21 protein-coding genes and 7 pseudogenes are annotated in these 22,047 nt (G+C 44.1%); 18 read left to right on the forward strand and 10 right to left on the reverse strand.

Annotation, left to right across the window (positions count from 1 at the left end; all coding sequences use genetic code 11):
• Nucleotides 1-6 precede the first annotated feature (6 nt).
• Nucleotides 7-722: pseudogene (locus JCM19037_RS04225) on the forward strand (3-ketoacyl-ACP reductase).
• 878 nt (nt 723-1,600) lie between these two features.
• Here the strand turns inward: JCM19037_RS04225 and JCM19037_RS04230 are convergent.
• Both JCM19037_RS04230 and JCM19037_RS28975 read right to left on the reverse strand, forming a co-directional pair.
• Nucleotides 1,601-2,200: a DeoR/GlpR family DNA-binding transcription regulator gene (locus tag JCM19037_RS04230; RefSeq protein ID WP_307189727.1), complete on the reverse strand. Its 600-nt coding sequence runs from the start codon at nt 2,198-2,200 to the stop codon at nt 1,601-1,603.
• A gap of 15 nt (nt 2,201-2,215) precedes the next feature.
• A pseudogene (locus tag JCM19037_RS28975) lies at nt 2,216-2,290 on the reverse strand (DeoR family transcriptional regulator); the annotation flags it as partial.
• A 227-nt stretch (nt 2,291-2,517) separates the two neighbouring features.
• Between JCM19037_RS28975 and JCM19037_RS04235 the strand changes: the two are divergent.
• A pseudogene (locus JCM19037_RS04235) lies at nt 2,518-3,248 on the forward strand (MerR family transcriptional regulator).
• A gap of 406 nt (nt 3,249-3,654) precedes the next feature.
• Here JCM19037_RS04235 and JCM19037_RS04240 read toward each other — a convergent pair.
• From JCM19037_RS04240 to JCM19037_RS04260, 6 genes are all read right to left on the reverse strand, one after another.
• The gene (locus tag JCM19037_RS04240) at nt 3,655-4,419 is read right to left on the reverse strand and encodes an ABC transporter permease (protein ID WP_042398220.1); all 765 of its coding nucleotides are present in this window, start codon (nt 4,417-4,419) and stop codon (nt 3,655-3,657) included.
• Nucleotide 4,420: 1 nt separating this feature from the next.
• Nucleotides 4,421-4,669: a hypothetical protein gene (locus tag JCM19037_RS22040; protein ID WP_152548936.1), complete on the reverse strand. Its 249-nt coding sequence runs from the start codon at nt 4,667-4,669 to the stop codon at nt 4,421-4,423.
• A gap of 8 nt (nt 4,670-4,677) precedes the next feature.
• Nucleotides 4,678-5,145, reverse strand: coding sequence for an ATP-binding cassette domain-containing protein (locus JCM19037_RS04245; protein ID WP_052363527.1), 468 nt, complete (start codon nt 5,143-5,145; stop codon nt 4,678-4,680).
• 74 nt (nt 5,146-5,219) lie between these two features.
• Complete coding sequence (locus JCM19037_RS04250) at nt 5,220-5,873, reverse strand: ABC transporter permease (protein ID WP_042398222.1); 654 nt, start codon at nt 5,871-5,873, stop codon at nt 5,220-5,222.
• A 167-nt stretch (nt 5,874-6,040) separates the two neighbouring features.
• On the reverse strand, nt 6,041-7,027 hold the full coding sequence (locus JCM19037_RS04255) for a LytTR family transcriptional regulator DNA-binding domain-containing protein (RefSeq protein ID WP_042398225.1): 987 nt from the start codon (nt 7,025-7,027) through the stop codon (nt 6,041-6,043).
• A 159-nt stretch (nt 7,028-7,186) separates the two neighbouring features.
• On the reverse strand, nt 7,187-7,675 hold the full coding sequence (locus tag JCM19037_RS04260; protein ID WP_052363528.1) for a small multi-drug export protein: 489 nt from the start codon (nt 7,673-7,675) through the stop codon (nt 7,187-7,189).
• Nucleotides 7,676-7,930: 255 nt separating this feature from the next.
• Here JCM19037_RS04260 and JCM19037_RS04265 point away from each other — a divergent pair, with 255 nt between their 5' ends.
• From JCM19037_RS04265 to JCM19037_RS04315, 13 genes and pseudogenes are all read left to right on the forward strand, one after another.
• A complete protein-coding gene (locus JCM19037_RS04265; RefSeq protein ID WP_042398228.1) occupies nt 7,931-8,197 on the forward strand; it encodes a hypothetical protein in 267 nt (88 codons plus the stop codon).
• On the forward strand, nt 8,194-8,382 hold the full coding sequence (locus JCM19037_RS26685) for a hypothetical protein (protein ID WP_238544539.1): 189 nt from the start codon (nt 8,194-8,196) through the stop codon (nt 8,380-8,382). The genes JCM19037_RS04265 and JCM19037_RS26685 overlap by 4 nt, the downstream gene beginning before the upstream one ends.
• A gap of 140 nt (nt 8,383-8,522) precedes the next feature.
• Nucleotides 8,523-8,810 carry a hypothetical protein gene (locus tag JCM19037_RS04275; RefSeq protein WP_042398231.1) on the forward strand — a complete coding sequence of 96 codons (288 nt, stop codon included), beginning with the start codon at nt 8,523-8,525 and terminating at the stop codon, nt 8,808-8,810.
• Between the two features lie 297 nt (nt 8,811-9,107).
• A pseudogene (locus JCM19037_RS29875) lies at nt 9,108-10,028 on the forward strand (sigma-54 interaction domain-containing protein); the annotation flags it as partial.
• A gap of 344 nt (nt 10,029-10,372) precedes the next feature.
• Nucleotides 10,373-10,468, forward strand: a complete 96-nt coding sequence (locus tag JCM19037_RS29880) for a hypothetical protein (RefSeq protein ID WP_373900377.1) — start codon at nt 10,373-10,375, stop codon at nt 10,466-10,468.
• Nucleotides 10,469-10,556: 88 nt separating this feature from the next.
• Nucleotides 10,557-11,033, forward strand: a complete 477-nt coding sequence (locus JCM19037_RS29125) for a beta-ketoacyl synthase N-terminal-like domain-containing protein (protein ID WP_307189722.1) — start codon at nt 10,557-10,559, stop codon at nt 11,031-11,033.
• Nucleotides 11,034-11,035: 2 nt separating this feature from the next.
• Nucleotides 11,036-11,749, forward strand: a complete 714-nt coding sequence (locus tag JCM19037_RS29130; protein WP_307189723.1) for a thiolase family protein — start codon at nt 11,036-11,038, stop codon at nt 11,747-11,749.
• Nucleotides 11,749-12,592, forward strand: a pseudogene (locus JCM19037_RS04290) (3-hydroxyacyl-CoA dehydrogenase family protein). The gene JCM19037_RS29130 and the pseudogene JCM19037_RS04290 overlap by 1 nt, the downstream one beginning before the upstream one ends.
• Before the next feature lie 216 nt (nt 12,593-12,808).
• The gene (locus JCM19037_RS04295; protein WP_042398380.1) at nt 12,809-13,543 is read left to right on the forward strand and encodes a sulfite exporter TauE/SafE family protein; all 735 of its coding nucleotides are present in this window, start codon (nt 12,809-12,811) and stop codon (nt 13,541-13,543) included.
• Between the two features lie 126 nt (nt 13,544-13,669).
• Nucleotides 13,670-14,568 (forward strand): annotated as a pseudogene (gene murQ / locus JCM19037_RS04300) (N-acetylmuramic acid 6-phosphate etherase).
• 100 nt (nt 14,569-14,668) lie between these two features.
• On the forward strand, nt 14,669-15,805 hold the full coding sequence (locus JCM19037_RS04305) for an efflux RND transporter permease subunit (RefSeq protein ID WP_042398234.1): 1,137 nt from the start codon (nt 14,669-14,671) through the stop codon (nt 15,803-15,805).
• A gap of 29 nt (nt 15,806-15,834) precedes the next feature.
• Nucleotides 15,835-17,705: pseudogene (locus JCM19037_RS04310) on the forward strand (efflux RND transporter permease subunit).
• A gap of 671 nt (nt 17,706-18,376) precedes the next feature.
• Nucleotides 18,377-18,826 (forward strand): VanZ family protein, encoded by a 450-nt coding sequence (locus JCM19037_RS04315; RefSeq protein WP_238544541.1) that lies wholly within the window; start codon nt 18,377-18,379, stop codon nt 18,824-18,826.
• Here the strand turns inward: JCM19037_RS04315 and JCM19037_RS04320 are convergent.
• Entirely contained in the window at nt 18,808-19,434 is a 627-nt protein-coding gene (locus JCM19037_RS04320; protein WP_042398241.1) for a TVP38/TMEM64 family protein, read from the reverse strand. The genes JCM19037_RS04315 and JCM19037_RS04320 overlap by 19 nt on opposite strands.
• Nucleotides 19,435-19,515: 81 nt before the next feature.
• On the opposite strand from JCM19037_RS04320, the gene JCM19037_RS04325 reads away from it, so the two are divergent.
• A complete protein-coding gene (locus JCM19037_RS04325; RefSeq protein WP_042398245.1) occupies nt 19,516-20,082 on the forward strand; it encodes a peptidylprolyl isomerase in 567 nt (188 codons plus the stop codon).
• A gap of 90 nt (nt 20,083-20,172) precedes the next feature.
• Here the strand turns inward: JCM19037_RS04325 and JCM19037_RS04330 are convergent, their stop codons facing one another.
• The gene (locus JCM19037_RS04330) at nt 20,173-20,736 is read right to left on the reverse strand and encodes a TetR/AcrR family transcriptional regulator (protein ID WP_042398248.1); all 564 of its coding nucleotides are present in this window, start codon (nt 20,734-20,736) and stop codon (nt 20,173-20,175) included.
• A gap of 78 nt (nt 20,737-20,814) precedes the next feature.
• On the opposite strand from JCM19037_RS04330, the gene JCM19037_RS04335 reads away from it, so the two are divergent.
• Both JCM19037_RS04335 and JCM19037_RS29135 read left to right on the forward strand, forming a co-directional pair.
• Nucleotides 20,815-21,744, forward strand: a complete 930-nt coding sequence (locus JCM19037_RS04335; RefSeq protein ID WP_307189724.1) for an MFS transporter — start codon at nt 20,815-20,817, stop codon at nt 21,742-21,744.
• Complete coding sequence (locus JCM19037_RS29135; RefSeq protein ID WP_307189725.1) at nt 21,708-22,028, forward strand: hypothetical protein; 321 nt, start codon at nt 21,708-21,710, stop codon at nt 22,026-22,028. The genes JCM19037_RS04335 and JCM19037_RS29135 overlap by 37 nt, the downstream gene beginning before the upstream one ends.
• Nucleotides 22,029-22,047: the final 19 nt, after the last annotated feature.

A 22,047-nucleotide genomic window follows, 5' to 3' on the forward strand; every position in this document is an offset into this window, starting at 1 on the left:
GAAACAATGCAAACATTAACGAATAAAACAGCAGTGATTACAGGGGCAGGACGAGGCATTGGCCGTGCAACTGCGATTGCTTTTGCAAAAGAAGGCATCCATGTAGGGTTAATTGGGCGCTCTCTTGAAAACTTAGAAAAAACGGCTGAAGAACTAAAGCAATACGACGTTAACGTTTCTGCCGCCTCAGCCGATGTGAGTGACCTAAACGCAATGGAAGAAGCCTTTTCGCACATTAAAAATGATCTCGGGACGATTGATATTCTTATTAATAATGCTGGAATTGGAAAGTTTGGTGGCTTTTTAGACTTACTCCAGAAGAATGGCAAGAGATCATTGACGTGAACTTGAAAGGTGTATACAATGCGACGCGCATTGTGCTTCCAGATATGATCGAGAAACAAGCAGGAGACATCATCAATATTTCCTCAACAGCAGGTACGAAAGGTGCACCAGCGACGAGTGCGTATAGCGCCTCTAAGTATGCAGTCATGGGACTCACCGAATCACTCATGCTCGAAGTGCGAAAGCATAACGTTCGTGTATCCGCGCTCACACCGAGTACAGTTGCTACTGACTTAGCCATAGAAAACAATCTTACCGATGGGAATCCAGAAAAAGCGATGCAGCCAGAGGACTTAGCGGAGCTAATTACTGCGCAGTTGAAATTGCACCCAAGAGTATTTGTGAAAACAGCAGGGTTATGGGCAACCAACCCGTAAAGAAAGAGCCCCATCAAAGGAGCGGATGTCTCATAGTAGACATCCGCTTTTTTAATTACGCAACGGGGTAGAGGTGGAGACATTTTTCGCTATCGTTCGGGTTCTTGGACCGGAATATAAGGGGTTGATGAGGTCTACTCATTCCTGAATTCCGCTGATGGTGTTGGAGTTCTAGGGAGGAGAACTTGTACCTGCTCTCTACCAATGTTGAGGTAGTGTTTGTTCAGAAATACTTCTCTATAAGTGGAACGAAAGAAATTCACTGAATCGTATGACCGAGATCGGTCTTTGCGGGCAAACGCCTACCTATTGACTGTTGAAGTGCATATCACTTTGACAACTTCGTTGTTCGTCACTTCAAGGGTTGCGGGCAACACGAAAAACGTTTACCGAAGGGTAAAAGGTCGTGACCGAGGCTCACCACCTGGCACAAGCATGTGATGGCTAGTCAAGTATGTGACAATCCAGCCATCAAACTGGGCACTTTCGGCACGCAACTGTCACAAATCGCAATATTTGTGACAGTTGACACTGTTTATGTGCGCATTCACGTTTAAAAACATGATTTTTCTTTCTCAAATGTCACTTAAATGAATATATGGGGCATTTGGACTTCTTTCCACACACCGTAGCCAGGAGGCAGCACCGAACCGATGTCGCCTTATCGTCTGGACTACATAGAAAACACGGCGGAGATTTTTGACCGCCGATGTTGAACTTGTGCTCTGGAGTACAACCATCCACCTGCAGTGGAACGCAACAACAAACTGTGCAATTAGGAAAATGTTACGTTCATTCTATCCAGATCGTTTATATAATTCTAAAGAGGGTATGGCGTAGTGCAAAGCTTGGCCCCGTCGCCCGAGAAGCGCATTCATTTAGCCGGCTTCTGTGTCTGCAATGGTAATTGATACTCCAGCGTTTTTCATTGGGGCCAAGTGGTCGTCAAGGGTATCGCTGTCTGTGATTACCTCATGAATACGTGCGAGCGGACAAATGGAAGAAAACATCGTCGTGTCGAATTTATGATGCTCCACAAGAGCAATCACTTTTGCGGATGCCGCATAGATGTGTTCATGAAAAACAGCGACTTCTGGAGTGGCGGTGCTTAACCCTTTTGCTGATATACCTCCAGCAGAAGCAAAGCAAAGGTCGACAGAGAATCGCCGACTGTTCTCAAGCGCTAAACTGTCGGTCATATTCCCTGAGGATTTAACTTCTCCTCCAATTAAATAGGTGGTCACGTGCGTATAATCACGCAAGTGATAGGCAATCTCAACAGAGTTTGTCACGACTGTATACGCAAAGTCTACAGGCAAATACTGAAGAAGAGCGTAATGAATGGATGCACCACCGATAAAAACGGTTTGCTCAGGTTCAATGCGTGCTACCGCTTCCTTTGCGATTTGTTGTTGTTGGGTGTTAGCTTTGCCATATCTTTCTTGATTTGACCTTGGGCTTTGCCTGCTCATTGGCATTGGAATAGCCCCGCCGTGGGTCCGCTTGAGAAGGTTTAGTTCCTCCATCATCGACAAATCACGACGTACTGAATCGATCGAAATTCCGAATTTTTCTGATAGTTATTTTGTTGATACGCGGCCTTTTGCTTTTAACATTTGCACGATCGTGTCTCTTCGTTCTTCCAAATACATGTGATCACCCTTTCGGTTTAGTTAATGGTAGTACACAGCATTAATTCTGTTTTGTTCATTTTTGTTTATTTTATTTCATTTCATTTCATGTTGACTCTAACGCTACGTGACAGTTTAACGTATTTATTGTGGGAGGTGACGGATTGCTTAAAGTTAAACAAGTAAGCCAGATTGTAGGGATTAGTGTGCGGACGTTGCACCATTATGATGAGATTGGGTTACTCGTTCCCGATACAACGACAGAGGCGGGGTATCGATTGTATTCGGAAGAAAACCTAAAAGATTTGCAACAAATTCTGTTTTTCAAAGAACTTGGGCTCTCATTAAAGTCAATAAAGGAAATTATAACTAATCCTGGATTTGACCATCGAGATGCATTAATGCTTCATCGCAAAAGTTTGGAAGAAAAAAAGCGAGCGATTGTGCAAATGATTGAAACGATCGATCGAACATTAGACGCTAAAGAAGGAGAGATTGATATGACAGATAAAAAACATTTTGCAGGGTTTGATTTTTCAGAAGGCGAGCAATATGAGAAGGAAGCGAGAGACAAATGGGGGATAAAGCTGTGGACGAAGCAAAAGGTCACGTGCACAAGCAGGAGACGAAGATGGCTGAGCGTATGAACGACATTTATCGAGATCTTGCTACAATGCGTGATACTGAACCAACTTCACAAGAAGCTCAGAAAGCAATCGCAACGTGGTATGTGTATTTAAATGAGCTGGGTACGTACTCACTGGATGCATTCGCGGGCTTAGGAGAGATGTACGTTGCAGATGAGCGGTTCAAGAACAACATCGATCAGTTTGGTGACGGATTAGCTGAATGGATGCAACAAGCGATGAGAGCATATGCTGAACAAAACAAATGATTGGCGAACCTTGACGAGGGGACGGGCTCGATTAGAGTGGAGTAAATTATAATTTGGAGAAGGAAAAATGAATCGATCTCACGTACACCTTTGCATTGGTCTCGTATTCATCTTCATTTCAGCCCTTCTATATGAAACAAGAGTCATTTCTATTGCGATTTTGGCGATTCCCCCCATGCCGACGTTTTAGACATTTTAAATACGAATTTTGCGAACTACGCTAACAGTCAATTGCCTGTAATGTTGCTTCCATTCACGATCTTGTCGTTTGTTATCGGACTCGCATCTTTCGTTTTATCGTTCAGATTAAAGTAGATGATGGAGCGTTTAAGCAGCTCCAATCCATTACAATTGCCCGCCTGTGCATCGGCACTGGGCGGGCTTTGTGTGTCGGAAGGCGCTATTGTTAAGCAGAAGTCTTAGACCAAGAAAATACACGAATGGCGATCGTAAATAAAATGACGATGGTGATCATAATCACGGTTAGGCTTAGCCATAACGGGTACTCTGCAGAATAATTTACGATTAAAAGGTCACGTTTTACATCACCCAAATAGGTGAATGGGAAAAATAAAGCGATCGTGTCCATTACTTGACTGGAATAAATACTTAACGGCATAAGTACGCCACTAAGCATAAGCACGGGTGCAGATAATCCACCGAGCAATGCACCAGCCGTTTCTGCAGATTGTAAAATTGAACCAAAAATGAATCCGAGTGTAACCATCATGGCGAGCGTGAGCATCGAGATGGCTATTCCAGGTAGAAACTGGCTGATTGATATGATTCCAAGTAACAGTCCAAGTAGCAAAAATAATACCATTTGAAACACGCCAATGAGGAAACGGACAGAAATTTGTGACAGGACATACGTGCTTTTTTTTAGGGGTGAGATTTCTAACAGTCGAAGAACACCACTCTTTCGTTGCTCAATGAGAGGGATGGCTGTTCCAAGAAGACCAGATGATAACAAGGCGAACACGATCAGTCCAGGGAATAGATACTCCATGAACGAGAGGCCATCGGCCTGGGCTGGAGTGAGCATATCAATCCCCCAAAACATAAGCAAAAATAATAAAGGGAATATCATGATTAAAAAGAATGTTCTTGGAACTCTTTTTATTTCTAACCATTGAACTTTGGACAGTTCAACTAGCGTTTGTTTTTGCATATCAATCTACTCCTGTCCGCATTGTAGAACCTGTGAGACTCTTGAACGCTTCATTAAGTGTTTGTTTGTTTTTATTTGCGTATTTTCGAATGAGTTGCTCCGATGTATCGATGTCGAGAATAGCTCCTTCGTGCAAGACAGCAATTTGATCACTAAATTGTTCGGCTTCTTCCATATAGTGGGTCGTAAACACGATCGTTTTTCCTTTAGCTTTCATATCGGCGAGTACTTCCCAAATCAATTCTCTCACTTGGACGTCTAAGCCGCAGTCGGTTCATCAAGCAAAATCACTTTTTGGTCGCCAATGAGGGCTAACCCAATCGCTGTTCGTTGCTTTTGACCTGTGGAAAGCTTGTGGATGCGCTTATGCTTCAAAGCATCCAAGTGTAAAAGATCTAGTAAGTGATCAGGAGATATCGGTTTTGAATAAAAGCTAGCAAACAATGAGTATAATTCTTGAACCGTGGTGCGTTCGAACATCGCGTGGTTTTGCAATTGGACGCCGACAGAATTTCGTATTGAAGAAACCTGCTTGCCATTAATGGACAGAGACCCGGAGTCGTAAGATGTGAGTCCGATGAGGCATTCCATGAGCGTCGTTTTCCCTGCACCATTCCTTCCTAAAATCGCAAAGGTCTGATTTTCTAGAATTGTGAGTGTCACGTCGTTTAGGGCGCGCCGGTCGTCGTATATTTTGACAAGGTCTTGAATATGGATATTCATCATTTCTCTTTATCCTTTCTGTTCGTTGTGACGGTGGACTAGATAAAGAACAATACCAAAGAAGACGGTCCATCCACTTAATACGATGAGGGCAGATAATAATCGGATACATTCCCTCCAGCGATGCTTAAGCCTAGTCCTTCGTAAGCGTATTTGATCGGGAAGAGTGCATTGATGGATGACACCCACCTTTGATCGATGAGTGGTTCGAATGTAGCCAAAAAGAAAAGGCCTAGTGCAACCGGCAAATGAATGCTCGTTGATTGAACTTGAGATGTTGACCACAGTCCGATTGACGTTGAAAGTAGCAGATAAAAAGTACAAGACAGCAGGAAGAACAGAGCAAAAGGAAGGGGCTGAACGCTGAGCCCTTGAATAAATAAGCAGATGGCACAAATGATTACGGTGAGACCAAAAAACAAGATGCTTTTTGCCATGAGCACCTCCTTTACATTCGTTGGAGATGCGAGAAGCATTTGAAATGTCCCTTTTTCTTTTTCTTCGGCAATCGACGTGGCCGGCATCATACCGCAAAGAAACAATACCGCCATTAATATCGGCATCGATACGAGTTCAAAGCTCTCACTCGGTTGACTCGGGTCAGACATTAACGTATACAGCACCGCAACAAAAACAGGCATGATTAACAACATGACGATGAGTGGATGTTTAAGGTGATCCTTCACATCTTTTAAAAATAAATATCGTATTCTTTTAATGGATAAGTACATGTTCGAATTCTCTCCGTTCAATGTGGGAGTGTACACGCCCACATTGAACGAAGAGCGGATCCCCCTTCCATGTTTCAAGTGTATGGAATGTCAGAGCCGATCGCATCATTTGAGCGACGAGTGGTGACGTTGATCTTGCCAGTGATGCAAATAGACAGGTGAATGGTTCAAATTTGGATGCCCAACTTCTCATACAAAGGCGAGACATTTGCTCGTGATAACGGCACGCTCGTATTTTCCACAGAAAGAATCAAGCTGTAACTGTTTCTCGTCCACTTCATCACTTCCCGCACCCGTTGTAAATTTACGAGGTACGACCGATGTGTTCGAAAAAAGCCAAAGGGGAGTAGTTGCAACTCCAATTCTTGCAGTGTTAACGTCGAGCGAAATGTTTCTGTTTGGACGTGCAACATTGATGTGCCGTCAATACTCTCGATGTAATCAATTTCCTCAGGATCAAACAAAATGAGCTTCTCCTCAGATCGAGCAGGGATTTTTTTGAATGAAGGCGGCGCAACATGACTTCGTTCAGGGAGTTCTGTTGATGTATGTTCACCGTTGGTTTCAAGAAACGTAAGCGCGCGGTGTGTGAGGCGATACACAGCTGCCCCCATTGACAATGCATCCTCTAAAAATGTACTCGTCACGAGCGTCGTGATCCCTTTTTGCTGCCAGCTTTCGAGGTTTGCTCTCAAGATCAGCTTCGTTTCGTCATCAACACCTGATTCAGGATCTTCAAGAATAATCGTCTTTGGCTCATGAATTATTGCCCGGGCAATGAGCACCCTCCGTTTTATAGAATGTGGCAATTTTCGGTAAGGTTCATTCACATAATCAGAAAGTCCCCAATCTCCGACAACTGCTTTTATATCTATAGAAGAGTTGTACATTTGCGCGAATATCATGAGGTTGTCGCGAACGGAAAGTCGTTCATAAAGTGTATCGTTTTGTGTGAACACACCGATAGGGAAATCACCTACGGATATAGAGCCATTCGAAGGTTGGTCCTGTTTTGTGACGAGTGTAATGAGATGGTTCCCTTGCTTTTGACTACAATGAATGACCGTCGCCGATCCTTCTGGAAGCTCAAGGTTTATGGAAGGAATGATCGAGCGACCGTTTTCAACTTTTGTCAAATTTGTAAATGTAATCATAGTATTCTCCTTACGATATGTTCGTCTCTTTAGTATACAAAAAATACAGACAATGAAGGAGAGAGATTTCCCTGATCAACGAGTGAATTGCTTCTGTAATTTACGGATTTAAACGAAAACGCTCATCATACGTGAACGTATGATGAGCGTTTTTTATCCCTATTGAAGAATGGCAAGGTAGCCGAAGTAACCCGCAACAACACCTAGCACGCCCCATACAACGATGCTTACCGTGTGCCAAAGAATAACTTTTCCACGGCTTGCGCCTGCAGCAAGTGAAATGAATGCGGCGATGTGACCAGAAGCGATGAGCGGTGCGATGAGTGCCAATCCAGGCACACCGTACTTGTCGTAGTATCCTTGCGCTTTTTTCGCGCGTTTTCCGAAAAAGCCTTCTTTTCCTTTCGCTTCACGTCGTTCTCTGAGCATACGGAACAATGCATTAAACGGAAGGATGATCGCCATAACGGACAACCAGTTGCCAATCATACTGCTAATGGCGGCGGTAACGATTGGTACGCCAATAAAGGCACCGACGAAGCTTCCAAAAAATGTCTCTAAAAATGGAATCATAGCAAGAACAAGTATACCGAGGTGTTGAACGAGTGGATTCACTTCAAGTAAATAGACTAAGAAATCGTTTATCATGGTCATGCACTCCTTGTTTTGTTGGTACGTTAACCATACACTGGATTTTGCAAATTGACGGTAGTTCAGATTGGAGACGTTCGTTTCATGTCATGAAACAGACGGTGATGTGCTGAAACGACGTTAAAATGACGCCAACCGTACGGGAAGTTGTGAAACGTCCAAACCGTGTCGGGAAACGGGCAATTTGACAATAACTTTCATGTGTAATAAATTATTTACATGTGAAAATAAATAATCAGGAGGGATCATGCGATGGAATCTTTTAATATTTTCGGTATTGTCGTACAGGTTCTTTTCGTATTGCCGATTATTGGTTTGTTCGTTTACCTCATCATCGTGCTTAGACGAATGAGAAGACAAACAAACAATGAAGGCAACGAACAAAGTGCAGTTGCTCAAACGATCGAAGAACTAGGCGAACGAGAAATTGTATTGAAGACAGAAATTGGCGAAGAGAGAAAGAAACTACAGCAAGCGATCGGAGATTTGGATCATCTTCTGCATGAGGTGCGAGAATGAGCGAAGAGAGAACCGGGGATGAACTGCTCGCTTTCTTTGAGGCATTAGCGAACCGTCACCGATTACGAATGGTCGCCATGCTCTATGAAGACCGCAAGTACGTAAGCCAATTGGCAAGGGAATTAGGAATGAGCGTCCCCTCGTCTACATGCACCTCAATCGTCTTGAGGAAGCGAAAATTGTAACAAGTGAACGGGAAATATCCGAAAGTGGCAAAGCGATGAATTATTACGCGCTCGAACCATTTTATGAAGAGATAACAGCAGCTTACATTGCTCGCGCAACAAAGACGCTATCGAACGAAAAAAAGAAAGGATGACGAGCGTTGGAAATTATGGAAGAAGGAATTATTTGGGGAACCGTCATTTATTCTATTGCGGCATTACTCATGATGTTTATCATACTTGCGATTATTGTCATGCTCGTCGTGTTGTTTGTGCAGTTGGTAAAGAGAAGGAATATGCCAGATCGTTATGCGGCGTATGAAAAGATGGCGACAAATGAAGTAGAGAAGCAAAAGCAACGAATTCAAGATCAAGAAGCGCTTCTTGATGACCTGAAAAAGGCAAACGAAAAAGTTCATGCAGTCAATCGTCGCTTAAGAGATGTATAATAGAAACAACTCTACAAAGTAGAAAGCGGTGTTCGGATGGACGCATCGATTGATAAACTAGTCATTCCAGTCGTGAGAGTAAAAGATAAACGTATTAATTCGTGGAATGATGCTGCCGAGGAGCTAATGGCACATCGTGACCGTTTGGAGGAAGTGCTCAGTCGAAAGGAAGAACGATCGATTTTTGAAGGCTGGGAAATGGTTAAGGTAAACGAAACGGAAGCCGACGGTCACAACGGCCAACTGTATTTCTTTTTCCCGATTACGCATTCTGATGTTCACGCTTTGCAACGTGAAATGGACAGTGTATTAGAAAGCGCATATGATGGCATTTATATTACCGATACAAACGGTTTAACATTGTCGGTAAACAGTGCTGTTGAACGGATCACGAAGATTCCGAAACATTATTTTATCGGGAAAAATGTAACAGAACTCAAAGAAAGAGGCATCCTTTCGAGGCCGGTTACATTTCGTGTCGTTGAGGAGAAACGTCCAGTAACGGTTCATGAACGTGGCAGAGGGAATCGAGAAATTATGATGACGGGTAGTCCGGTCATGAACCAAAACGGTGAAGTGGAGAAGGTTATTACGATCATTCGAGATATGAGTGATTTGCGGAGAATTAGTGATGAAATGCGGGAAGTAAGAGAATTGAATACGCTTTACCGGGCTGAATTGGAACGTGTCAGGCAAGGAGAAAAGAAAGGTATGGTTTGTAAGAATGAAGCGATGCAAAGCATTTATGAAACCGGTGCACGCTTGGCGAGTGTGGATGCATCCATACTTATTCTCGGTGAAACAGGGGTTGGCAAAGATGTATTTGCAAGTTTCGTTCATCAAGAGAGCCCGAGGAATGATACAGGATCGTTTATTAAAGTGAATTGTGGCGCCATACCGGAAACGCTATTAGAATCGGAACTGTTTGGGTACGAAGCGGGGGCGTTCTCAGGGGCGAATAAAAATGGCAAAGCAGGTATGTTTGAACTTGCGGACGGGGGGACGTTGTTCCTTGATGAAATAGGAGAAATGCCACTCGACCTTCAAGTGAAACTTTTACAAGTTTTGCAAGACAAACAACTAAGAAGGGTCGGCAGTGAGCAAACAAAAGCGATTGATGTCCGCGTCATTTGTGCGACGAATCAAGATTTGCAAGCGCTCGTCAGAGAAGGGCGGTTTCGAGAGGATCTATACTACCGAATCCATGTCATTCCCATTCGAATTCCACCAATCCGCGAAAGAAAAGACGAAATCTTTGCTCTAGCTCAACTCTTTCTTGATCGATTTAATGAAAAATATGACGTCGCAAAACAACTTTCAAGTGAAGTTTTGGATTTCTTTTATAAGCATGACTGGAGGGGAAATGTGCGTGAACTTTCCAACGTCGTCGAGCGGCTTGTCGTAACGACCCACGATTCGTTCGTTACGATTGACGATTTGCCAGATGATTTAATTGCAGGGATGAAAAAACGACATTTGCCTGCAACGTTAGAAGAAGCGAGAGACGGTGCAGAGCGAGAATTACTCGTAGCAGCTTCGATGGAAACCCAGAATACGTATCGATTGGCAGAGCGCTCGGCACGAGCCAAGCGACAGTCGTTCGCAAGTTGCAGAAATACAACATTCAATTCAAAAACGAATCAATAATGCAAGAGTGAATCGGTTCATTGTTCCAAACGAGCGTGTTCCTCGCGTTTCATTGGCACAATGTTTGCATTTAATTACTCGAGAGAGGAGTGTTGTTACATGAAAAGTGAAAACGATGTGGTGATTGTAAGCGCAGTCAGATCAGCCGTTGGCCGAGTGGGCGGAAGTCTTAAACATATGAACAGCGGTGTATTAGCGTCAAAAGTTATTGAAAGCGTCATCAAACGTTCAGGTATTGAACAGTCGAGTGTAGATGAAGTCATATTAGGAGAAGTTCGCTCCACAACAGAATCTTCAAACGTGGCTCGTGTTGCATCACTGCGCGCAGGGTTACCTGAAGAAACCTCTGCATTTACGATCAATCGTCTCTGTGCGTCAGGCATTCAAGCGATTACGTCAGGTGTTCAACAGATCCAATCTGAAACAGCACAAGTCGTCATTGCCGGTGGGACTGAAAACTTAAGCCAAGCGCCGATCTACCTGCGGAATTCGCGTTACGGTGAAGGGAACCCGAAACTCGTCGATTCCAACCTAGAAGCCGGGCAGCAGCCTCAAGAAATCTACGGGAGAACTTAGGAATGGGAATGACAGCAGAAAACGTCGCTGAACGATATGCAATTTCTCGTGAAGATCAAGATGCGTTTGCGCTAGAAAGTCAACGACGTGCACGAGCGGCAATTGACGCAGGAAATTTTACGGATGAAATTGTGCCGGTGGAAGTGAAAGAACGTAAGAAAACATTCATGTTTGCTGTGGATGAGCATCCTCGAGACACAACGTTGGAGAAGCTGTCGGCCCTCTCGCCTGCGTTTAAAAAAGGTGGGTCTGTCACCGCTGGCAATGCTTGCGGACGTAATGACGGGGCAGCGGTTGTCATGCTCATGAAACGAAGTAAAGCCGCACAACTCGGTCTGCAGCCACTTGCGACAATTAGACGTTGGTCAACCGCTGGCGTCTCCCCTGAAGTGATGGGCATAGGTCCTGTTCCTGCTGTGCAGAAACTATTAGCGAGCACGCAAATGAGCGTAGAGGACATTGGTGTATGGGAATTAAATGAAGCTTTTGCATCGCAAGCACTTGCGGTCATTCGTGAGCTGAACTTGCCTATGGATCGCGTGAATCCAAACGGCGGGGCAATCGCCCTCGGTCACCCGCTCGGGGCAACAGGTGCAAGGATTACCATCTCATTGCTCTTTGAAATGATGAGAAAGAAACAACAGTACGGGGTAGCAACGCTTTGTGTAGGTGGTGGTCAAGGCATGGCGCTCTTGCTCGAGAGGGAGGAAGCGTAATGAACCAGATTGCTGTCATCGGTGCGGGCACGATGGAAGAAGCATTGGCTATACTGCAGCGATTCACGGGTTTTCTGTGCGTATTTATGATGTGCATGAAGTTGCCCTAACTCGTGCAAAAACAGCAAATATTGAGCTTGCTGAAAAGAGTGCTACTCGTGAATTTATAACAGACGAACAAAAAGCATACGTCGAGCAGAATATCGTCTATGAACCGAACTTAGAGCGAGCAGTAAAAGGGGCTGATATCGTTATTGAAGCGGTGTTGGAAGAGATGGAGCTAAAAGTTAACGTATTCAAGCAGCTTGACGAGTTGACCGATGAGCAAACCATCCTCGCCACGAACACGTCCACGCTCAGCCCGACAGAAATTGGTGCGGCCACAACTCGTTCAGATCGTGTCGTAGCGATGCATTTCTTTAATCCAGTCCATCGTATGAAACTAATCGAAATTGTACGTGGCCTAGATACATCGGATGAGACCGTCGAACGGGTACAAAAGCTTGGACGACAACTCGGCAAAGAGACGGTTGAAGTACGTGAATTTCCTGGTTTTGTCACTAGCCGAATGAACTGCCTCATCGGAAATGAAGCGATGAACATGTATATGGAAGGCGTCGCCTCTGCCGAGGATATCGATAAAGCAATTAAACTCGGCTTAAATCATCCGATGGGCCATTGGAGCTTGCTGATCTTGTCGGTCTGGATAGCCGTCTTCGCAACATGAATTATTTGTATGCGACACTCGGAGAAAAGTACCGACCGTGCCCGATCTTAGCCCAATACGTTAAAGCTGGCCGGCTCGGCCGGAAATCAGGTAAAGGGTTTTATGAATATTCATAGCCCAATCTGCACTAGGCTACCGTTTATAAAGTTGTGTATCTATATTTCATAAAAACCTTCCAAAATGTTATTGGGAGGTTTTTTAATTAACGTGCCATGAATCACACCCGTGAAGACCTGGACATGATTGTCCTTCCCTTCGCACTTTCCGCTAGAAACGCACACTGGAAATCTATGATAAGATGAATTTATTCAGAGTAGATTTGAGTGGATGTTATGTGGGAATTTGTTGTGGTTTTCGCCATTATCCTATTAGGGGCGATTGTTCAAGGGGTTAGTGGTTTTGGATTAGGGCTTGTCGCAATGGGCGTTTTACCCTTATTTTTAACAATTAAGGAAAGCACGTTGCTCGTCATATCTTTATTAGTCGTTGCTGCGGCGACGGTTGTTATTAAAAACGCGAAGCATATTGAGTGGAAAAAAGTACGATCGATTTTAATTTTTGCACTTTTAGGCCGGATTGCTGCGTTCTTCATTCTGTCGAGATACGGTGATTTAAATATTTTGAAGACGTGGCTGGGAATTTTCCTCATTCTCATGGTCGGCTATCTTTTGTTTCAATCTGTCATGAAGCCAGAAAAGAAAGAGCCGACGTTGTGGATTGCGCTTATGCTTGGATTATTGGGCGGATTTATTGGTGGGCTCTTCGGTGTTGGCGGTCCGTTTTTCGTCTTCTATTTTCTCATGGTATTTGCGACAGATAAATACAAATACTTAGTAAACGTTCAGTTTGTCACCCTCATCGTTTGTCTGTTTTCGATCGTATTGCATGCGGTAAACGGGGACTTTGAACCTTCGTTCATTGGCTTATTTATTGCGGGTACGTTGGCGGTCATGATTGGGACATTTATTGGCTTAAGGTTATTTGCAAAGGTGAATAACGAAGTGATTCGCAAATTGGCGATGTTTTTAGTTTTCATATCAGCGCTAAATTTAATTTTATTTTCTTAAAAAAGGTCGGCACATACCGACCTTTTTTTGTTACTACGATTTAAAATATAATTTTAAATTGACATCACTTTATTAAAATATTAAAATGATTAAAAGTTTCAGAATTTAATAGTTGGAGGCATATGCATGGGAGAATCTTTTGAAAGCGTGACAGAGTCAAGGAATCAGCGGTCCGCTCACATCGATCGACAAACGACTGGAGATATACTTCGTGCGATTAATGCAGAAGATCAACAAGTGGCAACGATCATATCCAAACACATTGATGTGATTGAGGGGATTGTACAAGATGCTGTGCGCGCTTTGCAAAAAGGCGGGCGCTTGTTTTACGTCGGTGCTGGAACGAGCGGGAGAATTGGTGTATTGGATGCGTCAGAGATTCCCCCAACGTATGGCACGGAACCAGAGCTTGTCCAAGCCATTATTGCTGGTGAAGATCAAGCGATATTTGAAGCTGTTGAAGGAACGGAAGATAATGAAGAACTCGGCAGAGACGATCTTCTCGAACGAGGTGTTAAAGAAACAGATGTGGTGATCGCTATTACAGCAAGTGGCAAAGCCCTTATGTCATAGGAGCACTTAAAGCGGCAGAAGAGCTAGGTGCGGTTACGGTATCATTTACGTGCAATCACCACGCACCGCTTCATGCTTTTGCCAAACACGAGCTCAGCATTGAAGTAGGTCCAGAAATCGTCATGGGCTCGACACGCATGAAAGCAGGAACCGCCCAGAAGCTTGTGTTGAATATGATTACGACGACGACGATGATTCAGCTCGGAAAAGTGTATCGAAATCTAATGGTCGATGTTAAACCGTTAAATAAGAAACTCGTGAGCCGTTCCAAACGGATGATACAATACGCAACCGACTGTAGCGAAGAGCGGGCAGAGCAATTGTTTCATCTTTCCGGACAAAGGCCGAAAATTGCCATCGTCATGGAGCTGTTGAATGTATCAAAAACAGAAGCGGAGCAACATTTAGACCGAGAGGAAGGCTTTGTGTATCGGGTGTTAGAAGAGGAATGATTCAGTATTTATGGAAAATGACAATGAACGATAAAATGTTTTAATACGGCCTAGTTAAGGTATATTTCATCAAGAAGATTGCATAGAAAAGAGGAACAAGATGAAATGGCTCATAACTAGACCGAAGATTACCGTATTGTTTTTTATTATGTTGACGATCATTGGGGCAATTAGTTTTTCACAAATGCCGCAACGTGAAATTCCGGAGTTCTCGCCTCCAATTGCGCAAGTGACGACAGTATATCCGGGGTCTTCAGCAGAAGAAATTGAACAACAAGTGACCAACCCTATTGAGGATGCTTTAACTCAATATGAAGAAATAGAATCATATGAATCGATATCTGCTCCAGGGTTATCACTCATTACGATTGAACTGGATGAATCCATTGACGATTCAGCCGTCGTTTGGAATGAAATTAACCAAGAAGTAAATGGCCTTGCCTCCTCATTTCCAGACGATAGCAATACGCCTGAATTTACGACCACACCCGGTGATCAAGGGCTTGCTACATACCATGTGAAATATAACGATGATGACGCACTTCCTGCCATCCAAGAAGTACTCGATGACTATGCAGAAGAAGTGGGGAATGCCCCCGACTTATTAGAACTCGATGTGCAAGGTGGTCTAGAACGAGAGGTGCTCGTTAGCCTTGATGCTGCTTTAATGGAAGACAATGATCTTACTTACGAGCAAATCATTGGCGTATTGAACGGGGAAGAAGACCTCGCGCCTGTTGGCGAGTGGGAAGACGATAACTATATTTACCCAGTAGACGTGAGCAACTATTCATCTATAGATGAGTTTAACCAATTGCCCGTCGGCGTGAATGACGATGGGGATACGATCCTACTAGAAGATGTGGCGACGATGGACGTCACTTTCCAAGCGCGTGAACAAGCAGTGACTTATGACGGCGATCAGTCATTAGCACTGACGTTTACGTTCGGCCCTGGGAGCAGTGTGCCAACGGCGCAATCACAGTTAGATGACATTGTTGCAGAACTTAATGAATCATTGCCAGGGTCCGCAGAAGCAGAATTGCTATACACACAAGATGATCTCGTATCGGACTTATTTGCAGATTTGGCCTTGTCTTTTGCAATTGCGGTTGTTGCCGTTCTGATCGTTTGTTCATTAGGCTTACGGATTGGTTCAGCAATTAGTGTTGCGATTGCCATCCCCGTATCGCTCAGCATTGGTCGATCGCCATCCCATTTTTTGACGTTGGGTTGAACCAAATTTCATTAATTGCTTATATCATCGTGCTGGCCATACTTGTCGATGACGGGATTGTAGTGAACGACAACATCGAACGCCAGCTTCGAAACGGTAAGAACCCGAAAGAAGCTGCGTACAAAGGAACGAAAGAAGTGTTCTGGTCGGTAGTTACTTCGACGATTGTCGTCGTATTTACATTTTTCCCGATCTTGTTGTTGCCAGGCGGCGCAGGAGAGTTCATTCGACCGCTCCCTGTCGTGCTCATTAGTGCGATCATCGCTTCTACAGTCGTTAGCTTGTTTCTCATTCCAATTTACCGAACTTGGAAAGAGAAACGCAGAAAGTCGTCCGTTAACGAAAAGCCTCCTGGACTTTTAGGGTCATTGTTCGAGCGTTCAGGGAAAGTATACAGTGAGAAGTTTATGCGGCGCATCGTCAGACGCCCGTTTGTCGTCTCCTTTATCGGGTTAGGGTTAGGAACCGCGGCATTTGCGCTCATTCCATTTATCCCGTTGGAATTCTTCCCTGATTCTGACCGCGAAGAAGTGTTCATTGAAGCTACGCTCCCGGATGGGACACCGCTGCAAGAAACAGAAGCCTATTCAGAGGAAATTGCTGACTGGGTTAATGAGGAGCCGTTTGTGCGCTCGGTATCTACATTTACCGGTACAGCCATCCCTGATCTATTTTCATCAGATGGTGGAAGTGAGGAAAGTGAGAATCTCGCAAACTTCCTCATCTATATTGATAAAGACATGATTGATGCGCGAGATGCGATGAATCAATGGAGCGAAGAGCTACCAGAAGCTTTTGGCGGTCTTGAGTCGTATGAAGTGTCGATCATTGAATCAGGTCCTCCAGTAGGCGCGCCAATTGCTATTGAAATTCAAGGAGAAACCATTGATGCACTACTTGATAAGAGTGGAGAAGCGCAAGAAGTTCTCGCAAACACCGAAGGTGTGCTGAATGTAGATGATGATATTGGAACAGCTGTTGAATCGTATCAAATGCAGCTCGACCGAGATGTAATGGAGGATAACAACTTCTCAAGTAGTGAAATAAGTGACACCCTTGCTGCAATTGGAGAAGGTGTTCCTCTAGGCGAGTTTGACGTTGACGGGGAATTACTCGATTGGCGTGTCGCTTATGATGGCAATGAAGTGGATTTGCTTGATGAAGTTACCTTAGAAGGTATAGAAGAGTCTGTTGTTCTTTCAGATATCGTCACGATTGAAGAAGCAGAAATTACGCCGCGCATTCCGCACTCAGATGGCAATCGTATCGTAACGGTACGGGCTTTCCCTGGTGAACGGGGCGCTGATGATATTATCGCTGAAGTCGAAGATGATCTGTTAGCGTTAGAAGATGAAGAGACATCTATCACGATTGGAGGGGAGACAGCGGAGAGAACCGATGTGTTCATCCAAATCGGTCAAATTTTTATCGTTGTTGTGTTCCTCATCTTAATTGTGATGGCAATTCAATTCTATTCGCTTTCCATTCCGTTTATCATATTAAGTGCTGTGTATTTAGCGTTTGCCGGCGCAATGATTGGTTTATTTATCACTCAAACAGGACTCGGCTTCATGTCACTTATGGGTGGTGTGAGCTTGGCCGGTATCGTCGTCCGAAACGGAATTGTGCTTATCGAATTCATTGAACAGAGACGAAAAGAAGGCTCGGTGCCAAAGAAGCAGTTACGCTCGCTGCAGAGCAGCGTTTCCGCCCGGTCGTGCTCACGTCCCTTACGACAATTGCCGGTCTAATGCCCGTTGCCCTTGGTAACAGCACATTGTTCCAACCGTTAGGAATTACCATCGTTTCAGGCGCGCTATTCTCCGCCGTATTAACGTTGTTTGTTGTACCTGCACTCTATCTAGTACGTGAACGCTGGAAACGAGGAGAAATTTCGTGAACGAACAAAGGTTGATGAGAAGATCACTTCTCATCAACCTTTTTTAGTATGCGGCGAGTTCGATTTATACATGTTGAGCGCGGATTCTTTAGATGTGGGCGATCGGTGCTTGCTCTCTACCGTCATACCTAGGACGGGGAACGGTATTTTTAATAGATGGAATAAGAATAAACAGATACGATCATAGGCCGCCTTGTGCTGGTTGATGAATGGAGATTGTACCTTCCGAAGGTGCTGTCATGTTTGTTTGACTATTCTTTGCTTCCAATCGGTGGGCATGTGAATTCAAAAAGGTGTATATGGAATTAGAACCGTATGATGTTTGAGTCGCTCCCCTTCGTTATGCTTGAATGAACTAATTAAAATCGAGAAATAGAGGAGGTTGCATACCATACTTGGAGGCTAATTCGATGAGTGTTCCACTGAGAGGTGCCGGCTGCGTGTGGTATGTTGGGGAATCTTACCATATCAAAGTTCAATGGCAAGATTTTCGTTTTATACGCGATCAAATGAGAGAAACCCTCCCTTACAAATTTCGGTCCCGCTCGCCTGTGTGAACGAGAAAAGCATTTTCTCTTTCTTACGTATTGTTCCTGCCGACATTGCTAGAAGTCATTGCTTATTTGGTGTGTGCATACAGTAATAGAAATGCATGTCCTGGGGGAGATTTTGTGAGGACCTGGTACTGGGTATTGTTCACGCTTTATATGAGTGCGTTGGTATACGTGACGTTTTTTGCTTGGAATCACGGGGCGTCCCTCGGGCCTGAAGGTCCTGGGGGAAGAAATTATAATCTCACCCCAGTGAGGAGCATTTACCGGATTGCTGTTTTTAGTCCTGAATGGGTAGCACCTGTCCGTATTCTCATTGGAAATATTATTATGTTTATGCCGCTTGGTTTTTTTCTGCCGTTATTATTCAGACAGGTGCGTACGATCCTGCGCATTGTCCTCGTAGGTTTGTTTGTATCCTTATGGATCGAAGTGATGCAGTTTTTGCTCACGTATCGAGTTGCTGACGTCGATGATCTTATTTTGAATGTGATCGGCGCTTTTAGCGGAGGTGTACTCTATTTCGCAATGCGCTCAGTCAAACGTCGTGTTTATTTGTTTAACGTATAGCGGACCCATAAGCGATAGCAACTGTACACGACGAGTAAAAACAAACCGTAAAAAACGGCAACATAAACTAAGCCGAGCGGGTTATGTACGATCGTACTACCGACCGTCGCAAATAAAATCATTGATGGAATTTTGCCGAGTGAAGAGGCAATCGCGTAACCCCAAAACCCAACGCGGCTAAGCGCGCTATATATGTTCACAATAATTGATGGCACGATCGGAATTAACCGTGTCAAAAAGATCGTCATAAAGGCATTCCGTTCAAATAAACCATTAATACGCGCCAGTGTAGCGTACCGATTGAGTACGCGCTCTCCCCAATCTTGATAGCCGTACCTGACGAACATAAACATAATAATTGAAGCGGCTGCAGAGCCGACCCATGTAACGAAACTTCCGAGAACAGAGCCGTAAATCGCACCTAAAATACCCCCGATAATCGGATAAGGAATAATCGGGAAAAGCGAGAGCAATGTAGCAATTGCTGCGGTGATCAAAATTGACTCGGTACCTTCTTGGTCAATCCAAAGAGCAAGTTCTTCTCCATATAATAATGCCACAAGCGCTAATGATACGAGTATGATTAGCACGAATAATTTTCGTAACATCTGGTCACCTCCCGTCTATTTTAGCAGAATTCTGCTAGAATAGAATGGTCGAACGTTTAATAGATGAGGGTGAAAATACAGATGAAAAGAATTGGTTTGTTGTTAGGTTTAACTGTACTTCTCGTTGGGTGTAGCACAGAAGGGGAAGTTTCTGAAGACGGGGTTGACCGTAATGATGCGGTAGAAGTGACGATGACGATGGAAACGGGCGGGGAAGTCGAGATGCACTTGTATCCGAACAATGCGCCTGAAACTGTAGACAATTTCGTCTCTCTTGTTGAAGATGGCTTTTATGATGGACTTACGTTTCACCGTATTGTTCCAGGGTTTATGGTCCAAGGCGGTGACCCTGACGGCACTGGAATGGGGGGCTCTCCTGAAACCATCACCGGTGAGTTCGCAAGTAATGAATTTGAAAATCCGTTAGATCACGAAGAAGGTGTGCTCTCCATGGCTAGAGTTCAAGGAGATCCCAATTCAGCATCATCCCAATTCTTCATTATGCTCGGGGAACATGCATCTTTAGACGGAGACTATGCCGCCTTTGGAGAAGTCGTTGACGGAATGAACGTTGTCGAAGAAATCGCTCAATCGGAAACATCAGGGAGATGGCAGTTGACCCACCCGTCATTGCTACCATGGAAGTGAACTAAAGTACAGTTAAAACGATAAAGAATCGCTAGTGTAGTTCGCGAAACCAAAACCTCAAAAAACTAGCCGCCTCCGGCTAGTTTTTTGTTATGAGAGTCCATCTAGGAAAATTTCCACGGATTTTACGTAGCGTCGTTTTCGTTCCTCAATTGGATAATCACCGTACAGCATGTCCATGCCGACAGAAAGGGCGCTTGCAATTTCACTCACTTCCCACGGATCGCCTACGTTCCACTCTTCTTGACGATTCCCTTCCTGAATAATGTCCATAAAGCATTCGGTGTAGCGGTCGTCGATTTCTTTAATTTTGGCTTTAATCTCTGATGAGTAATGACTTTCCAAAGCATAAAATTCAGCAACCGCACTTCTCATCGGATGATACGTTTGCCGGGTCGCACTATATGTGGCGAGTCCGATGAATTTCTCTCTTGCGTTGTTGAATTCATAGCTTTTAAGAGACCATTCATGTAACCAGTGATCATCGTCTTCTTCAATAATCTTTAGGAATAAAGCTTCTTTGTTTTTGAAATGATGATAAAGATTCCCTTTACTGCTTCCTGATGCTCGAACAATATCAGCAACCGATGTTTCTCGGTACCCTTTTTCAATAAACAGCTGTTTTGCGGCTTCAATGATGGATTGCTCTTTCAAGTGAAATTCCTCCTTGACGAGAGTTCTTTTATCGATTATATTATAGACCGACCGCTCGGTCTGTGTAAAGGAGGAATCATGATGGAGACAGAAGTTAAACTATCAAGGAACCGCACATTTATCCTCATGTTTATTGCTGGCGTCTTTGCAGTAGTAGGGTTTAGTATGTTTCTTACGACGGTATCATGGTATGCCGTTACAGAAATGGACTCGGCTGCAGCCGTAGGTTTAGTGCTGATGGCAGCGACCATTCCTCGACTGCTAATGATGGTATTTGGCGGTGTTCTTGCCGATAAATATAAGAAAACAACAATCATGTTTATTACGAACCTGACGCAAGGGTTTTTATTGCTTCTTTTGTATCTGTTTGTTGCAAGTGACAACCTGACATTAACGATTCTTTTAGTGTTAGCGGGGATCTTTGGCATGCTTGATGCCTTTTTTGGTCCGGCAAGCTCTTCGCTCATTCCAAAAATTGTTGCTAAAGCACAATTGCAACGGGCGAATGCCGTGTTTCAAGGGGCTGACCAAATTTCATTTATCATCGGTCCAATTCTTGCTGGGGTGTTGATGGAAGCCTACTCGGTGGCCGGAAGCTTTCTCATTGCCACGATTCTCGTGTTCTTTTCAGCGATATTCATCTTTCCACCACTCATTAAAGAAGCAGCTGTGGAAGAGCGCACACAGCAAAGCCCGATGCAAGATCTTAAAGACGGTTTGCAATACGTACGCAGGTCGCAATTTTTGCTCGTCGGTTTGCTCGTATTAATTACGCTTAACTTCTTTGTCTTTGGCGCACTTCATATTGCCATTCCACTCTTAGTAGATGTTCACGGAGGCTCTCCATTAAACCTCAGCTTCATGGAGGCAAGTCTTGGGATCGGCATGTTACTCGGAAGCATGATTCTAGGTGTGTATACAATTAAAAGGCGAAGAGGCGCGATGACCTATACGGGTTGCTTGCCGCTCTTGTGCTCTTTATTATCTTTAGCCTCATTCCGAACTTAACGGGGTTAACGGTTTTAATCTTTTTTATTGGGTTTTCAATGGTGTTTGTCTATATTCCATTCTTTACCGTCGCTCAGGAAAATACGGATCAACACATTATGGGAAGAGTCATGAGTATCATCTTTTTAGCCATGAATGGGTTTGACCCGGTATCTTACGGGATTGTAACCGGGATGGTGGCTTTCGAGATTCCAATTCAACTCGTGTTATTTGGTCTTGGAGTCGTGGGGCTCGTCATTTGGTTCTTTATCTTTTTCAAAGCGAAACAATTTCGTGAGGTTTAAAATGACAAAAGAACAGGAA

This window comes from Geomicrobium sp. JCM 19037 (assembly GCF_000698105.1).
Lineage (GTDB): Bacteria > Bacillota > Bacilli > Bacillales > Marinococcaceae > Geomicrobium_A.

Excerpts from the sequence above, each read along its gene's own strand:
- JCM19037_RS04240 (WP_042398220.1), bottom strand. The coding sequence starts at position 4,419 with ATGCAAAAACAAACGCTAGTTGAACTGTCCAAAGTTCAATGGTTAGAA.
- JCM19037_RS04325 (WP_042398245.1), top strand. The coding sequence starts at position 19,516 with ATGAAAAGAATTGGTTTGTTGTTAGGTTTAACTGTACTTCTCGTTGGG.
- JCM19037_RS04265 (WP_042398228.1), top strand. The coding sequence starts at position 7,931 with ATGGAATCTTTTAATATTTTCGGTATTGTCGTACAGGTTCTTTTCGTA.
- JCM19037_RS29125 (WP_307189722.1), top strand. The coding sequence starts at position 10,557 with ATGAAAAGTGAAAACGATGTGGTGATTGTAAGCGCAGTCAGATCAGCC.
- JCM19037_RS04320 (WP_042398241.1), bottom strand. The coding sequence starts at position 19,434 with ATGTTACGAAAATTATTCGTGCTAATCATACTCGTATCATTAGCGCTT.
- JCM19037_RS04260 (WP_052363528.1), bottom strand. The coding sequence starts at position 7,675 with ATGATAAACGATTTCTTAGTCTATTTACTTGAAGTGAATCCACTCGTT.
- JCM19037_RS04305 (WP_042398234.1), top strand. The coding sequence starts at position 14,669 with ATGAAATGGCTCATAACTAGACCGAAGATTACCGTATTGTTTTTTATT.
- JCM19037_RS04295 (WP_042398380.1), top strand. The coding sequence starts at position 12,809 with ATGTGGGAATTTGTTGTGGTTTTCGCCATTATCCTATTAGGGGCGATT.
- JCM19037_RS04250 (WP_042398222.1), bottom strand. The coding sequence starts at position 5,873 with ATGTACTTATCCATTAAAAGAATACGATATTTATTTTTAAAAGATGTG.
- JCM19037_RS04245 (WP_052363527.1), bottom strand. The coding sequence starts at position 5,145 with ATGATGAATATCCATATTCAAGACCTTGTCAAAATATACGACGACCGG.
- JCM19037_RS26685 (WP_238544539.1), top strand. The coding sequence starts at position 8,194 with ATGAGCGAAGAGAGAACCGGGGATGAACTGCTCGCTTTCTTTGAGGCA.
- JCM19037_RS04335 (WP_307189724.1), top strand. The coding sequence starts at position 20,815 with ATGATGGAGACAGAAGTTAAACTATCAAGGAACCGCACATTTATCCTC.
- JCM19037_RS29130 (WP_307189723.1), top strand. The coding sequence starts at position 11,036 with ATGGGAATGACAGCAGAAAACGTCGCTGAACGATATGCAATTTCTCGT.
- JCM19037_RS04230 (WP_307189727.1), bottom strand. The coding sequence starts at position 2,200 with ATGCCAATGAGCAGGCAAAGCCCAAGGTCAAATCAAGAAAGATATGGC.
- JCM19037_RS04255 (WP_042398225.1), bottom strand. The coding sequence starts at position 7,027 with ATGATTACATTTACAAATTTGACAAAAGTTGAAAACGGTCGCTCGATC.